This is a genomic window from Actinoplanes sp. TFC3 (assembly GCF_001553785.1).
Taxonomy (GTDB): Bacteria; Actinomycetota; Actinomycetes; order Mycobacteriales; family Micromonosporaceae; genus Actinoplanes.
In genome coordinates, this window is record NZ_LOJP01000001.1 from 1,554,182 (window position 1) to 1,568,392 (window position 14,211).

Genomic DNA, 14,211 nt, shown 5'->3' on the forward strand with positions numbered 1-14,211 from the left:
GCGTGGGTGTTCCCGTCAAGGGCCGCGCGACCAGTGCGGCGCCAGCGCCGGTAGCCGGGCTGCTGGCGCCGAGGCTGGTGACGCGGCGCTCAAGGGCAACACCGATGCCATCTGCGACCAGGCCGCCCGCATCGGCGGCGACGCCGCCAAGACCTTCGCCGCGGATTTGAAGCTGCTCAAGGACGCCAAGTCGGCCGACGCTGATGCGGCCGCCCAGGTAGACCAGAAGACCACCCGCGACGTGCAGAACTACGCGGCGGCGCTGGCAGACATGGCCAAGCTGACCACCGACGCGAAGCTGAAGAAGACGCTGGCGGGCATGGGCAAGCAGATTTCGGCGCTCGACGGTGATGTGCGTAAGCTGAACCCCGACAAGCTCGCCGGACTGCAAGAAGATCTCAGCAAAGCCTGCAGCTGACATCCGCAGCCGGTAGCTGAGCCGGCGCAGCCTGGGGCTCAGGGCCGGTTTGGGTGCGAGCCCAGTCATGAAGTACGCTGTCTAACGGCGCTTTTTCAGGCGCCGTGTTCCTGATGCGCGGCTGACAACGAGCGCGCCGGGGCCCAGTTTCATCCGCCAAGCAGCGATTGTCGCTGCGTAAGTCTCAGGGAGTCCGCGTCCCATGTACGCGATCGTCAAGACCGGCGGCAAGCAGTACAAGGTTGCCGAGGGCGACGTGATCGAGGTCGAGAAGCTCGCGGGTGTGCCCGGCGACTCGCTGACGCTCGCCGCGGTCCTCCTCGTCGACGGTGACAACCTGGTGACCGACGCGGCCAAGCTTGCCAACGTGACGGTGTCCGGCGAGATTGCCGAGCACACCAAGGGTCCGAAGATCCGGATCCACAAGTTCAAGAACAAGACCGGCTACCACAAGCGCCAGGGGCACCGTCAGCCGCTGACCCGCGTCAAGGTGACCGGCATCTCCAGCGGGAAGTAGGGACGAACCGCCATGGCTCACAAAAAGGGTGCCTCCAGCTCTCGCAACGGCCGTGACTCCGCCGCCCAGCGGCTCGGAGTGAAGCGGTTCGGTGGCGAGCTCGTCAACGCCGGCGAGATCATCGTCCGCCAGCGTGGCACGAAGTTCCACCCGGGCGACCTGGTCGGCCGCGGTGGCGACGACACGCTGTTCGCGCTGGCCGCGGGCAACGTGCTCTTCGGTCACAAGCGTGGTCGCAAGACCATCAGCATCGTGCCGGTCGCCGCGGCTGCCGAGTAACACAGGCAGCAGCAACACAGCATCGCAGTGGGCCGTGGACCTTACGGGGTCTGCGGCCCGCTCGCGTTTCCAGTGGGTTCCCGGGCATAAAGTAGTGGTTTGCGGGCGTTCTCCCTGCGGAGAAAGTCAAGGTTGGGAGATCAGAAGTGGCTACGTTCGTCGACCGGGTCGTGCTGCACCTGCAGGCAGGTGACGGCGGGCATGGCTGCGTCTCGGTGCGCCGGGAGAAGTTCAAGCCCCTCGGCGGCCCCGACGGCGGCAACGGTGGCCACGGCGGCGGCGTCACGCTGGTCGTGGATCCCCAGCAGCACACCCTGCTCGACTTCCACTTCCGCCCGCACATCAAGGCGCAGAACGGCGGCGGTGGCGCCGGGGCCAACCGCGACGGGGCCAACGGCGGCGACCTGGTTCTCAAGGTTCCCGATGGCACGGTCGTGCTCACCGCCGAGGGCGAGGTCCTGGCCGACCTCATCGGCGCCGGCACCACCTTCGAGGTGGCCCGCGGTGGACGCGGTGGACGCGGCAACGCCTCGCTGGCCAACACCCGGCGCAAGGTGCCCGGCTTCGCCGAACTCGGCGAGCCCGGCGAACACTTGGACGCCGTGCTGGAGCTCAAGAGCGTCGCCGACGTCGGCCTGGTGGGTTTCCCGTCGGCCGGTAAGTCGTCGCTGATCTCGGTCATCTCCGCGGCCAAGCCGAAGATCGCCGACTACCCGTTCACCACGCTGGTGCCCAACCTGGGCGTGGTGCAGGCCGGCGAGAAGACCTTCACGGTCGCCGACGTGCCCGGCCTGATCCCGGGAGCCGCCACCGGCAAGGGGCTGGGGCTGGAGTTCCTGCGCCACATCGAGCGCACCTCCGTGCTGCTGCACGTGCTGGACTCGGCGGCGCTGGAGATCGAGCGCGACCCGATCGCCGATCTGGATGCCATCGAGGCCGAGCTGGCGGCGTACGGGGGGCTGGAAGAACGGCCCCGGATGGTCGTCCTGAACAAGATCGACGTGCCCGACGGGCGCGATCTGGCCGAGATGGTGCGTCCCGACCTGGAGGCACGCGGCTACCAGGTGTTCGAGGTCAGCGCGGTCACCCGCGAGGGCCTCAAGGAACTCGTCTACGCGCTGGCCGAGGCCGTGGAGGCCAACCGGTTGGCCGCGCCGCCCGCCGAGCCGAGCCGCCGGGTGGTGCGCCCCCGCGCGGTCGACGAGAAGGGCTTCACGATCGAGCAGGACGCCGAGGGCGTGTACGTGGTCCGCGGCCAGCAGGTCGAGCGCTGGATCCGCCAGACCAACTTCGACAACGACGAGGCCATCGGCTACCTGGCCGACCGGCTGGAGCGGGTCGGCGTGGAAGCGGCCCTGGCCAAGAAGGGCGCCCAGGCCGGCGACCCGGTGCGCATCGCGGACCGCGAATTCGACTGGCAGCCCAACGCCGGCGAGTACGTGTCCGGCCCGCGCGGCACCGACATCCGCCTCGAAGAGGACCTGAACCGGCCCACCGCCGCGCAGCGCCTGGCCGCCCGCAAGGCACGCCGGATCCGCTCCGACGATGAGCTGCTGCACATGTCCGAGGACGGCACGGTGTCCACGATCTCGATGGCGAAGAAGCCGGTGCTGGTCGAGGACGAGGACGACGAGCCGGGCGACGCGGAGTAGACCGGGACCGGTCAGATTCCGGCAACCCGCGGGAAACGGACGCAGTCTAGGCTGTCGCCGTGCTGATCGAATCGCGCCCCGCCACGGACCCCGAGCTTGCCGCGTTGCTGATGGCCCAGCAGCAGGAGATCAGCGACACCGGCACCGGCGGTTACGGGGTGCGCTGTGCACCGCGCGCCGACGTCGCCTACCTGGTCGTCGTGCTGCAGCACCGCGTAGTGGCGTGCGGTGGATGGCGGGTACTGGAGGACGACGTCGCCGAGATCAAGCGCATGTACGTACGCCCGTCGTTCCGGGGCCGGGGCATCGCCCGCCAGTTGATCGTCGCACTGGAGGAGGAGGCGCTGGCCGCGGGTCGGCCGATGCTGCGCCTGGAGACGGGCACCGACCTGAGCGCCGCGATCGGGCTGTACCGCTCGGCCGGCTACCGCGAGATCCCCGCGTACGGCGAACACGCTGGGAACCCGTTCAGCGTGTGCTTCGAGAAGTCGCTGCTGCTCACTTCTCACTGACGGCGGAGACCGCGGAGCCGGACCGATCGAAGGCCGTGAGGTCCAGGCAGGTGCCGCTCTTGGCCCGGCCCACCAGTAATGTCGGGCCGCCGAAGCCGCGCGCATGAGCCAAGTGAGGAACTTCTCTTAGTCACGGGCGTCGGGGCGGGCCCCGGAGGCGCGGGCGGGCATGATGGTCGGCATGCCGAGCCTGACCCGCGCCGAGGCGACCGCCCGGGCCGCCATCATCACCGTCACCGGGTACGAGATCGCCCTCGATCTGACCGATCCCGGCGACACCTTCCGTTCCCGCACCGTGCTGAGGTTCGAGGCCGATCCCGGCGGGGCCAGCTTCGTCGAGCTCGAGCCTGTTGAGCTGCTGTCCGCAACCCTCAACGGCAGTCCCATGGATCCCGGCGCCCTGGCCGAGGAGCGGCTCACCCTCAGCGGGCTGGCCGCCACCAACGAGCTCGTGGTCGAGGGCGTCATGCGCTACTCGCACAGCGGCGAGGGCCTGCACCGCTTCGTGGACCCCGCCGACGGCCGGATCTACCTGTACGCCCAGATGTTCCTCGACGGCGCCCGGCGCATCTTCCCGTGCTTCGACCAGCCCGACCTGAAGGCGCCGTTCACCCTGACCGTCACCGCCCCGGCCGACTGGATCGTGGCCGCCAACGGCGCCCTGGCGGCCGAGGCCGAGCGCGGGGTGTGGCGCTTCGAGCAGACCAAGCCGCTGTCGACGTACTTCGCCTCGCTGATCGCCGGCCCGTACCACTCCTGCACCGACGAGCACGACGGCATCCCGATGGCCATCTACGCCCGCCAGGCGCTGCGCCAGCACCTTGACGAGCAGGCCGAGGAGATCTTCACGATCACCAAGCAGTGCCTGGACCGCTACCACGAGATCTTCGACGTGCGGTACCCGTTCGGCCACTACGGCCAGGCCTTTGTGCCTGAGTTCAACTTCGGGGCCATGGAGAACCCGGGCATCGTGGTGCTGCGCGACGAGTATATCTACCGGTCCGCGGTCACCGACGGTGAGCGCGAGCACCGGGCGATGGTCATCGCGCACGAGATGGCCCACCAGTGGTTCGGCGACCTGGTCACCATGGCCTGGTGGGACGACCTGTGGCTCAACGAGTCGTTCGCCGAGTATCTGGGCAGCCGGATCACCGCCGAGGCGACCGAGTTCCGCAGCGCGTGGACCACGTTCGCGATGCACCGCAAGGCCTGGGGCCTCCGCGCCGATCAGCGGCCCTCGACCCACCCGGTTGCCCCCGAGGAGGTGTCGGACACGGCAAAGGCACTGCTCAACTTCGACGGCATCTCGTACGCCAAGGGCGCCAGCGTGCTGCGCCAGCTCGTCGCGTTCGTGGGCGACAAAGCGTTCCTGGCCGGGCTCAACGAGCACTTCGCGGCGCACGCGTACGGCAACGCCACCCTCGCCGACCTGCTCGCCGCGGTCAGCCGCAGCAGCGGGCGCGATCTGACCACTTGGGCCAACCTGTGGCTGCGCAGTTCCCAAGTCAACATGCTGCGCGCCGAGGTCGAGCGCGCCGAGGACGGCACCTACGCCAAGGTCACCCTGGTGCAGAGCGCCCCCGAGGGCTACCCGACGCTGCGCCCGCACACGCTGTTCGCCGGCCTGTACGACCACGGCTCCGACGGCACGGTGACCCGGCGCCGCCGCATCCAGGTCGAGCTGGACCCGGCGGTGGACGGTGGACGTACCGAATTGTCGGAACTTGCCGGAGAGCCGGCGGCCGACCTGTTGCTGATCAACGACGGCGATCTGGCGTACGCGAAAATCCGCCTGGACGAAGCCTCCGCCGCCGCCGTGCCGATGATCCTGCCCTTGCTCGACGACTCGCTGGCCCGGGCCGTGCTGTGGAGCTCGATGCTCGACGCCGTCACCGACGCCGAACGGCCGGTCGCCGAGCTGGTCACGCTGGTGCTCGCCGCGCTGCCGATGGAACGTGACGTGGTTGTGGTGGAGGATGTGCTGCGCACCACGCACGCGCTGGCCGACCGCTATTCGACCCCGGAGACCCGTCCCGCCGCGCTCGAACTGCTCGCGCAGGCCAGCGACCGGCTGATCGCGGTGGCCGAGCCGGGAAGCTCGCTGCGGCTGGCGGCCATGCGGGGTCTGGTCGGAGCGACAACCGATACGGTACGGCTGCAGGGCTGGCTGGCCGGCGACAACGTCCCCGAGGGCGTGGCCATCGACGACGACCTGACCTGGCTCATCCTCTACCGGCTCGTGGTGCTGGGCGCGGCCGGGCCGGACGAGATCGAGGCCCGGTACGCCAGCGACCACAGCGCCACCGGCGAGCAGTGGGCCACCCGTTGCCGGGCCGCCGTGCGCGACGCCGGCGCCAAGGCCCGCGCCTGGGACTACCTGATCAACAGCCCGGACGCCTCGAACCGGATGCTCGAAGCCACCGCGCAAGGCTTCTGGCACCCCGAGCAGCTCGGACTTGTGGCACCGTACGCCGAGCGGTACTTCGCCGAGATGCCGGGCATGCTGGCGCGCCGGGGCGGGATGAGCGGCGAGCGGGTGGCCGTGACGGCGTACCCGGCGGTGGTCGTGTCGCCGGAGACCCGGGGTTACGCCGCGGCGCTGCTGGCCTCGCCGGACGTGTCATCGATCATGCACCGGGTGGTGACCGACGGCGACGACGACATGCGCCGCGCCCTGCTCGCCCGGGGATAGGTCATTTCGGCCTTTCCACTGCTCAGCAGCCGTTAGCCTTCCGGTACGGGGGTGAACGGTGGAGTGGTCCGAGGAGCTGTCCAGCGGTTTGATGTCGGCTGTCCTGGACGCGGTCCTGGTGCTGGCGGAGGGGCGGGTCGTCGCCGCTAACGACCGCGCCCGGGAGGTGTTCCGGGACGAGGTTCTGGGCCGGCCGGCCGGCGCCCTGCTGCCCGGCGGAGCCCGCGCGGCGTCCGTCCAGGCCCGCCGCGCTGACGGGAGCGAGTTCCCGGCCGAGGTGTCGCTGTCATCGGTGGACACCCCGGCCGGGCGGCGCACGGTGGTCGTGGTGCGCGACGTCACCGAGCGCCATGAGCTGCGGGCCGAGGCGTACAGCCAGCGGCACCGGCGGCTGGAGGCGCTCGGGCAGCTCGCCGGCGGGGTGGCCCACGACTTCAACAACCTGCTCGGGGTGATCGTCAACTACGCGAGCTTCGTGATCGACGAGGCGGAATCGCAGGCTCCCGACGCCGCTACCATCGTCGCGGACGCCCAGCAGGTCATGCGCGCGGGCGAACGGGGGACGAAGCTGACCCATCAACTGCTCAAGTTCGCGCGGCGGGAGGTCGTACGGCCGCAGCCTCTTGATCTGAACGACGTGGTGGAGCAGACCTCGGGGCTGTTGCGCGACAAGCTCGGCGACGGCATCCGGCTCATTTCCCGCCCGGCCGGCTCATTGCCGCCGGTCTCGGCCGACCCCAGCCAGCTCGAACAGGTCCTGGTCAGCCTCTGTGACAACGCCCGCGACGCCATGCCCGACGGCGGCAACCTGGTGATCGACACCGCCTGCGCGCAGCTGTCCGCGGGCGAGCACCCCGAGCTGGAGTCCGGCGACTACGTCCGGCTGCGGGTGTCCGATTCGGGGCGCGGCATGACGCCGGACGTGATCGAGCGTGCGTTCGAGCCGTTCTTCACCAGCCGGCCCAACCACGAGGCCACCGGGCTCGGCCTGGCCACCGTGTACGGCATCGTCAACCAGGCCGGCGGCAGCGTCAGCATCGCCTCCGAGCCGGGGCTGGGCACCACGGTGACCGTGTTGCTGCCCTCCTGCTCGTCCGAGGTGGCGGTGGGCACCGACGCCGACGCCAAGCCCTCGGCGCTGGACGGGCGCGGGGAAACCCTGCTCGTGGTGGAGGACGAGGCGGCGCTGCGCGACGTGGCCGGGCGCATCCTGTCCGGGGCCGGCTATCGCGTGCTGGCGGCCGACGGCGGCCCGAGGGCCCTCGAATTGGCCGCGCTGCACGAAGGCGCCATCGATCTGCTGGTCAGCGACGTGGTGATGCCCGGGATGCTGGGCTCGGAGCTGGCCGAGCGGCTGGCCGATGTGCGGCCCGGCACCCGGGTGCTCTACATGTCCGGGTACGCCCAGCCCGTGCTGGCCTCGCAGGGCACTCTGGATCCGGGCGTGGCCCTGCTGGAGAAACCGTTCACCGCCGTGGACCTTTTGAGCGCGGTCCGCAAACGCCTCGACGGTTGATCTATATTTCCCCGATGCACAAGCGGCGCCGGATCGGCATCATGGGCGGGACGTTCGACCCGATCCACCACGGGCACCTGGTGGCGGCGAGCGAGGTGCAGAAAAGCTTCGACCTGGACGAGGTGGTGTTCGTCCCGACCGGCCAGCCCTATCAGAAGGGCCCGGTCAGCCCGGCCGAGGACCGCTATCTGATGACGGTCATCGCGACCGCGTCCAACCCGGTGTTCCACGTGAGCCGGGCGGACATCGACCGCGACGGGCCGACGTACACGATCGACACGCTACGCGACATGCGGGCGCTCTACGGCGCCGAGGCGGAGCTGTTCTTCATCACCGGCGCCGACGCGCTGGCCAAGATCCTGTCCTGGAAGGACGCGCTGGAGATGCTGTCGCTGGCGCACTTCGTCGGCGTCACCCGGCCCGGCTTCGTGCTCTCCGACGAGCACCTGCCGGCCGACTCGGTGACGCTTGTGGAGGTGCCGGCCATGGCGATCTCGTCCAGCGACTGCCGCGCACGGGTCGCCGATGGCCACCCGGTCTGGTACCTGGTACCCGATGGTGTGGTGCAGTACATCGCAAAACGTGACCTTTATCGGCCGTAGAGTGTCGTTCGTGGCGAATCATCCCCGAGGGAATGTCGGACCCGTGTGAGAGGCTTGTACCCTCTGGAACCGAACGAGGGGAGACCGGTGCCCGCCACCGAACGCGCCCGCGAGCTCGCGCTGACAGCTGCGCAGGCCGCGGCGGACAAGAAGGCACAGGACATCGTCCTGATCGACGTCGCCGAGCAGCTCTACATAACCGACGCGTTCGTCATCGCGTCGGCGTCCAACGAGCGCCAGGTCATCGCGATCGTCGACGCCATCGAGGAAGCCCTGCTCAACCTCCCCGAGAAGGCCAAGCCGGTGCGCCGCGAGGGCGAACGGCAGGGCCGCTGGGTGCTGCTGGACTTCGTCGACATCGTGGTGCACATCCAGCACACCGAGGAGCGCGAGTTCTACGCCCTCGACAAGCTGTGGAAGGACTGCCCGACGATCGAGTTCGTCGATCGTGACGTGGCCGGCCGCGACATGGTCGAGGCTGAAACCTCCGCATGACCACCACCCGACTGATCGTGTGGCGCCACGGCAACACGGACTGGAACGCGGGCCACCGGGTCCAGGGGCAGACCGACGTGCCGCTCAACGAGCTGGGCCGCCAGCAGGCCGTGGACGCTGCCGAGCTGCTCGTTCGGCTGAAACCGGACGTGCTGGTGGCCAGCGACCTGATCCGCGCCGCAGACACGGCCGCAGCCCTGGCTGCGCTGACCGGGCTCACTGTCAACTACGACAAGCGGCTGCGGGAGCGCTACTTCGGCGCGTGGCAGGGCCTCACCATGAGCGATGTGGCCGAGCAACGGCCCGAGGAGCACGCCCGCTGGAAGGCCGGCGCGGACGTCATCGGCGGCGACGTGGAGACGCTCGACGACTTGGGTCAGCGGGTGGCCGAGGCGCTGCAGGCGGCGGCCGGCCTGGTCCCGCCCGGCGGCACCGGCGTGGTTGCCACGCACGGCGCGGCGGCCCGGCAGGGGATCGGGCACCTGCTCGGCTGGCCCGCCGAGCAGCTTCGCACGCTGCGCGCGCTGCAGAATTGCCACTGGGCCGAGCTCAGCCACGACGAGTCGCGGGGCTGGCAACTGGGGGCGTACAACGTCGGGCCCTTCTCGCAGCGGCCCGTTCCCGCGCCGGTCTGATCGCTTTCCCGGGAACCAGCGATGGGGAGGGTTCGTCCAAGGATCATGAGACTGCTTCCCGTCATCCTCGTTCTTGCGCTGGCTGGGTGTGCCAATGGTGACCCGGCCGGCGCGCCCAGCGCTCCCACCTCGGGGCCTGTTGCGGCACCGCCGTCGCCTCCGGCGGGCCAGACCACCATTTCCGGCACAATTGGCGCCGGCGTGGAGCCCAACTGCCTGGTTCTCGACAACCATCTGCTGATCATCAAGGACGAGGCGCAGAAGGCCATCGCCCGCCCGGGTGCGTCGGTCACGGTCACCGGGCGCGAAGAGCCGCAGATGATGACAACCTGCATGCAGGGAACCCCGTTCATCGTCTCCGCCGTCCAAGCGAACTGACCCATCGGCTACGGTGCCCGCATGCCCGTAGCGGTCGTCACCGACTCCACCGCGTACTTTCCGGCCGAGCTGAACGGGACATATCACCTCACCGTCGTGCCGCTCACCGTCGTCATCAACGGCGACGAAGGCCGCGAAGGCGAGCAGATCTCGCCGGCCCAGGTGGCGCGGGCGCTGGGTGGCCGGCGGGTGGCGGTCAGCACGTCGCGCCCGGCACCGGAACAATTCGCCCAGACCTACCGTGACCTGCTCGACAAGGGCGCCGACGGCATTGTGTCGATCCACTTGTCGTCGCGGCTGTCGGGCACCTACGACGCCGCGATGCTGGCCGCGGCCGGGATCGGCCCGCAGGTCCAGGTCGTGGACAGCGGAACAACGGGCATGGGCCTGGGCTTTGCGGCCTTGGCGGCGGCGACTGTGGCGGGCCGGGGTGCGTCGCTTGATGCGGTACGAACAGAAGCCACCGACCACGCCGGCCGTGTGAGCACCATGTTCTACGTCGACACCCTGGAATTCCTGCGCCGCGGCGGCCGGATCGGTGCCGCGTCGGCGCTGCTCGGCACGGCGCTGGCGGTCAAGCCGATTCTGCACGTGGTCGACGGCGCCATCGTGGTGCGCGACAAGGTTCGTACGGCCGGGCGGGCCCTGCAGCGGCTGGTTGACCTCGCCGTGGAAGCCTCGGGCTCCGGCGAAGTGGACATAGCGGTGCACCACCTGGAAGCCCCGGACCGGGCGGGCGCGCTCGCCGACGCGGTGACCATGCGCCTGGGCGATCGGCTACGCGACTGCTACATCACCGAGGTCGGCGCGGTGGTGGCGGCGCACGTGGGGGCCGGGGTGGCCGGGGTGGTCGTTCACCGGCGCACCGATCACTGAGGCCACTTGTAGCCCTTCCAGCGTTCGGGGGAGATGCTCTGCGGTTCGAGCCGGTCACAGACCTCGGACCAGGGGCGGGTGGTGTCGCCGAACTGCACCTCGTCGGCCTCGGGCAGCAGCGCCGGTCCGTTGTCAGGCCACAGTGCACGCGTGCGGCCGTCCTGGGTCAGCAGCAACTCGGCGGCGTGCGGCAGGTGCTGGGCCTGGCGGGCGTATTCGCGGGCGCCCAGCACGGCTCGGGCTCGGCGGACGCAGACTTCGTACGGGGAATCGGGCTGGGCCTCGTACGGAACGATCTTGCCCTGTTTGTCGGAAGTGTAGGCCATCGGGGTGATAGCTCGCGGTGACGAAAGGTAGATCGCCTCGGCGCGCGTGAACAGGTCAGCCAGGTGCGCACTGCCATCCGCGGTCACCAGAAGCAGTCCCCGATCGGGCGCGAACGCGACCGGCCGCCCACCGACCTGGTCCTGCAAACCGGCGAGCCAGTTGTCCAGCAGCAGGTGCGAGGTCCAGTAAGCGTCGCCGTTGTCCAGAAACTGCACCACCACCGGCTCCTCGGCACCGCCGACCAGCTTGGCGTGCGAAAGGTTGCTGCGCGCGGCGGCGAACACCTCGTCATCGGTCACGCCCCACCCGTGCGTGGCGTTCACATAGGTCATCGTGTCCGGCTGATCGACCACCACGAACTCCGCCAGAAACGGCAACGCGGGCCGGCACAGCGGCTCCGACACGTCGGCGGTCGTGGTCACCCCGCGCAGCACCGGGCGCAGCAGCGGACGTGCTTCGGTCCAGGTCGCGGGCAGGCCGGGGGCGCGCAACAGCCCGGCGATGAAACGGTCGACGTGCTTGCGTTTGACTTCTTCCAGCCGTACGACGCTCGGCTCGTCATCGCCGGGCCGCGTGAACTGCACCGTGAAAGAGGCGGAATGATAGCGCGCGCCGGTCATGCCGGCCTTGCGCAGGCGTTTGATGACCCGGCTGGCCAAGCGCGCCCGCGCGGCTCTGGTGAACAGGCCCACGCTCTACCGCCTCCTTGGTGGGCGCTGACTTTAGCTGCTCGCTCTCGTGGCTGTCACGACCGTAGCGCCTAGATCCTCGTCGCTGTGGACACCGGGGTGCAGCCCCTGCCGCTCGATGAGGTGGACGGCGGTAGCGGTCTGCGCTTCGGTGACTTCGGACAGCAACATGCCGCCGGGTTGCAGCCAGTGACCGGCCTGCTCGATGACGGCCCGGAAGATCTCCAGGCCGTCGTGGCCGCCGTCGAGGGCGGTGTGAGGTTCGTAATCGCGGGCCTCGGCCGGGAGGAAGGGGATGTGCTTGGTCGCTACGTAGGGGACGTTGGCCAGGAGGATGTCGGCTTTGAGGTTCGGGGGGAGGGGGTCGAAAAGGTTGCCCTGCAAAACGGTGGTGCTGTAAAGGTTTTCCGCCGCGCATGCCACGGCGGCTGGGTCGCTGTCGGTGGCGTACAGGTCGATGCCGGGCCGGAGGTTGCGCAGAGCCAGACCGAGGGCGCCCGAGCCGCAGCACAGGTCGATAACCGTTGCGATCTGCGGCTTCTGGGCGGCGGTGCGGACCAAGAGTTCGCTGCGCACGCGCGGAACGAAGACACCAGGACGAAGCTTTACCCGTACGCCGCAGAAGTCCGCGTATCCGACTACCTGCTCCAGCGGTTCGCCCCCCACCCGGCGCGCCACCAATGCCTGCATGAGCCCGGCATCCGCCCCCGCAGCCTCGACCAGTACAGCCGCCTCTTCCTCCGCGAACACACACCCCGCGACCCTGAGCTGCTCAATCGCGCCCGCTACCACAGATTCCACACACGCCCCCGGTTATCCCCAACGCGCGTCTGTCCACAGGCAGCCAGACGCTCCTTCCGCAGAAACCCTACGGTCGGCGGCGTGCGAGGAGCGAAGACCCCTGAGGATCCTGTCCAAGCCCGGCTGGCCGCTGTGCTGCCGGGGCGTGGTGCTGTGCGTTCAGGCGGCGGGGGGCCTGGGTCTCGGTCTCCTTGGCCGGGCGCTTTTGCTGCCGGTTCTTCTCTGCCGCCTTCCGGGGCGGCCGCATCCGCTGCAGCGACCAACTTGCCTGAGCTGGATGGGGCGCCGCTCAATTGGGCCGACGTTGTGCCGGGATGGGCTGATGCCGTCCCGGGGTGGCCGCACGATGCGCCAGGCTGGCCCGACGATGTAACCCTCCCCGAAGCGGCCACGTCTGCGCCCGCACCCGAGGCAAACGAGCACTTGTACCGGCCGCAGCCACCCTCGGCCGACAACCTCGCCCACCGTCCTGCGTGGACAGCCGCCGACATCCCGCTGCGGCCGATATCTCCTGCCTCCGGCTTCTCGCGCCAGCAGTTGCGCTCTGTATCCTCGCCGCCACCACTGACCGCTGACATGCCGTCACAACCGACTCCTCGGCAGGCCAGGCCCACCTACGCCTCCGCGGATCCCGACGCCTCCCCGGTCCTCCCCGCAGCCGGCGCCTTCGAATCTGCAGCGCGCTCACGGCTCACCTCCTTCGATCCCGGCCGGAGAGGCGTTCGCGCCCTGGCTGCCGTGGCCATCGCAGTGGTCCTCATCGCCGCGTACCTCGCCTGGCACGCCCGTCCGCACGTCGAATCCGTTGCCCCGCCTCCGATCCCGGGCGAGTCCGCTGCCGACCCCGCACCAGTTCCCTCGGCCACAGCGGCAGTTGTCGTCGCCGTGGGCGGGAAGGTTCGCAAGCCCGGCCTCGTCAACCTGCCAACCGGTTCCCGCGTGGCCGACGCCCTGCAAGCCGCGGGTGGGGCCCAGCCCGGAGTCGACGTGGCGCCGCTCAACTTGGCGCGCAAAGTTGTTGATGGCGAACTCATCATGGTGGGCGTCACAGCGCCACCCAACGCGGCCGTTACGGGTCCGGCGGCGGCTTCGGGCGGGGGCGCACCGGGGTCGCTGGTCAATTTGAACACGGCCACCCTCGCCGACCTGGACACGTTGCCAGGGGTCGGACCGGTGCTCGCCCAGCGCATCTTGGCCGCGCGGGATGCTCAGGGCGGGTTCAAGGCGGTGGCCGATCTGCGCAAGGTAGAGGGGATCGGGGCGGCGCGGTTCGAGCAGCTCAAGGATCTGGTGACGGTATGAAGGACCCGGATCTTCGGCTCGCTGCGTTTGCCGTGGCGCTGTGGCTGGCTGCCCTGGCCGGGCTTTACCTGTCGTTTTCCCGCGGGTTGTGTCTCGGGCTGGCGTTCCTCGGCACTGCGGCGGTGATGAGTGCGGTGCGAGGCGGGGCTTGGCGTTGGATTGCGATTTCGGTGCTGCTCGGTGCCGGCTGCGGGGCCATTGCGACGGCCGCGCGGGTGCAGGCGCGCGAGTCGGCGCCGCTTACTGCGTTGATTGACGAGCATTCCACCGTACGAGCAAAGCTTACCGTGCGTGACGATCCCCGGGCGTTGCAGGCGACAGCGGGGTTACCACCGACGTATTTGATCTCGGCCACCGCGACGGAACTGCAAGTGCAGGACGCGCCGGCGGTTCGCCTTGAGGCTCGGGTGCTCGTCATGGGGGCGGATCCGGGGGCGCGGGGGGTGCTGCCGGGTCAGCACGTCACGGCGACCGGGCAGGGGCTGGAGCCGCGGGGGGGGGACCTGACGGCGGCAGTGCT

The 14,211-nt window shown here is 69.8% G+C and carries 15 protein-coding genes and 1 pseudogene; 14 read left to right on the forward strand and 2 right to left on the reverse strand.

All coding sequences use genetic code 11. The features are described 5' to 3' along the window. The 12 genes from TFC3_RS37835 to TFC3_RS07120 form a co-directional block, all read left to right on the forward strand. The coding region (locus tag TFC3_RS37835; protein ID WP_067497141.1) for a hypothetical protein at positions 1–418 on the forward strand (418 nt) is incomplete at its 5' end. A 202-nt stretch (positions 419–620) separates the two neighbouring features. Next, on the forward strand, positions 621–935 hold the full coding sequence (gene rplU, locus TFC3_RS07070) for a 50S ribosomal protein L21 (protein WP_015619590.1): 315 nt from the start codon (positions 621–623) through the stop codon (positions 933–935). A gap of 12 nt (positions 936–947) precedes the next feature. Then, a complete protein-coding gene (gene rpmA / locus TFC3_RS07075; RefSeq protein ID WP_067497143.1) occupies positions 948–1,214 on the forward strand; it encodes a 50S ribosomal protein L27 in 267 nt (88 codons plus the stop codon). 146 nt (positions 1,215–1,360) lie between these two features. Then, the gene (gene obgE, locus TFC3_RS07080) at positions 1,361–2,866 is read left to right on the forward strand and encodes a GTPase ObgE (protein WP_067497145.1); all 1,506 of its coding nucleotides are present in this window, start codon (positions 1,361–1,363) and stop codon (positions 2,864–2,866) included. 59 nt (positions 2,867–2,925) lie between these two features. Continuing rightward, entirely contained in the window at positions 2,926–3,378 is a 453-nt protein-coding gene (locus tag TFC3_RS07085) for a GNAT family N-acetyltransferase (RefSeq protein ID WP_067497147.1), read from the forward strand. Positions 3,379–3,559: 181 nt separating this feature from the next. Further along, positions 3,560–6,070, forward strand: coding sequence for an aminopeptidase N (gene pepN / locus TFC3_RS07090; RefSeq protein WP_067506139.1), 2,511 nt, complete (start codon positions 3,560–3,562; stop codon positions 6,068–6,070). 58 nt (positions 6,071–6,128) lie between these two features. Beyond that, positions 6,129–7,586, forward strand: coding sequence for a PAS domain-containing hybrid sensor histidine kinase/response regulator (locus TFC3_RS07095; RefSeq protein ID WP_067497149.1), 1,458 nt, complete (start codon positions 6,129–6,131; stop codon positions 7,584–7,586). 14 nt (positions 7,587–7,600) lie between these two features. After that, on the forward strand, positions 7,601–8,188 hold the full coding sequence (gene nadD / locus TFC3_RS07100) for a nicotinate-nucleotide adenylyltransferase (RefSeq protein ID WP_067497151.1): 588 nt from the start codon (positions 7,601–7,603) through the stop codon (positions 8,186–8,188). A gap of 87 nt (positions 8,189–8,275) precedes the next feature. Continuing rightward, the gene (gene rsfS / locus TFC3_RS07105; RefSeq protein ID WP_067497155.1) at positions 8,276–8,683 is read left to right on the forward strand and encodes a ribosome silencing factor; all 408 of its coding nucleotides are present in this window, start codon (positions 8,276–8,278) and stop codon (positions 8,681–8,683) included. Beyond that, a complete protein-coding gene (locus tag TFC3_RS07110) occupies positions 8,680–9,318 on the forward strand; it encodes a histidine phosphatase family protein (protein WP_067497156.1) in 639 nt (212 codons plus the stop codon). The genes rsfS and TFC3_RS07110 overlap by 4 nt, the downstream gene beginning before the upstream one ends. A 45-nt stretch (positions 9,319–9,363) precedes the next feature. After that, the gene (locus TFC3_RS07115; RefSeq protein WP_067497157.1) at positions 9,364–9,696 is read left to right on the forward strand and encodes a hypothetical protein; all 333 of its coding nucleotides are present in this window, start codon (positions 9,364–9,366) and stop codon (positions 9,694–9,696) included. A 21-nt stretch (positions 9,697–9,717) separates the two neighbouring features. Continuing rightward, positions 9,718–10,572 (forward strand): DegV family protein, encoded by an 855-nt coding sequence (locus tag TFC3_RS07120; protein WP_067497158.1) that lies wholly within the window; start codon positions 9,718–9,720, stop codon positions 10,570–10,572. Here TFC3_RS07120 and TFC3_RS07125 read toward each other — a convergent pair. Both TFC3_RS07125 and TFC3_RS07130 read right to left on the reverse strand, forming a co-directional pair. After that, on the reverse strand, positions 10,566–11,591 hold the full coding sequence (locus TFC3_RS07125) for a hypothetical protein (protein ID WP_067497161.1): 1,026 nt from the start codon (positions 11,589–11,591) through the stop codon (positions 10,566–10,568). The genes TFC3_RS07120 and TFC3_RS07125 overlap by 7 nt on opposite strands. Before the next feature lie 30 nt (positions 11,592–11,621). After that, entirely contained in the window at positions 11,622–12,389 is a 768-nt protein-coding gene (locus tag TFC3_RS07130; RefSeq protein WP_369819583.1) for a putative protein N(5)-glutamine methyltransferase, read from the reverse strand. A gap of 576 nt (positions 12,390–12,965) precedes the next feature. Here TFC3_RS07130 and TFC3_RS07135 point away from each other — a divergent pair. Next, complete coding sequence (locus tag TFC3_RS07135) at positions 12,966–13,691, forward strand: ComEA family DNA-binding protein (RefSeq protein ID WP_082771904.1); 726 nt, start codon at positions 12,966–12,968, stop codon at positions 13,689–13,691. Beyond that, positions 13,688–14,211 (forward strand): annotated as a pseudogene (locus TFC3_RS37840) (competence protein ComEC); the annotation flags it as partial. The gene TFC3_RS07135 and the pseudogene TFC3_RS37840, both read left to right, overlap by 4 nt.

What these genes read in the sequence shown, in the direction of transcription:
- rpmA (WP_067497143.1), top strand. Translation starts at nt 948, where the DNA reads ATGGCTCACAAAAAGGGTGCCTCCAGCTCTCGCAACGGCCGTGACTCC.
- TFC3_RS07120 (WP_067497158.1), top strand. Translation starts at nt 9,718, where the DNA reads ATGCCCGTAGCGGTCGTCACCGACTCCACCGCGTACTTTCCGGCCGAG.
- TFC3_RS07110 (WP_067497156.1), top strand. Translation starts at nt 8,680, where the DNA reads ATGACCACCACCCGACTGATCGTGTGGCGCCACGGCAACACGGACTGG.
- rplU (WP_015619590.1), top strand. Translation starts at nt 621, where the DNA reads ATGTACGCGATCGTCAAGACCGGCGGCAAGCAGTACAAGGTTGCCGAG.
- nadD (WP_067497151.1), top strand. Translation starts at nt 7,601, where the DNA reads ATGCACAAGCGGCGCCGGATCGGCATCATGGGCGGGACGTTCGACCCG.
- TFC3_RS07135 (WP_082771904.1), top strand. Translation starts at nt 12,966, where the DNA reads ATGCCGTCACAACCGACTCCTCGGCAGGCCAGGCCCACCTACGCCTCC.
- pepN (WP_067506139.1), top strand. Translation starts at nt 3,560, where the DNA reads ATGCCGAGCCTGACCCGCGCCGAGGCGACCGCCCGGGCCGCCATCATC.
- TFC3_RS07115 (WP_067497157.1), top strand. Translation starts at nt 9,364, where the DNA reads ATGAGACTGCTTCCCGTCATCCTCGTTCTTGCGCTGGCTGGGTGTGCC.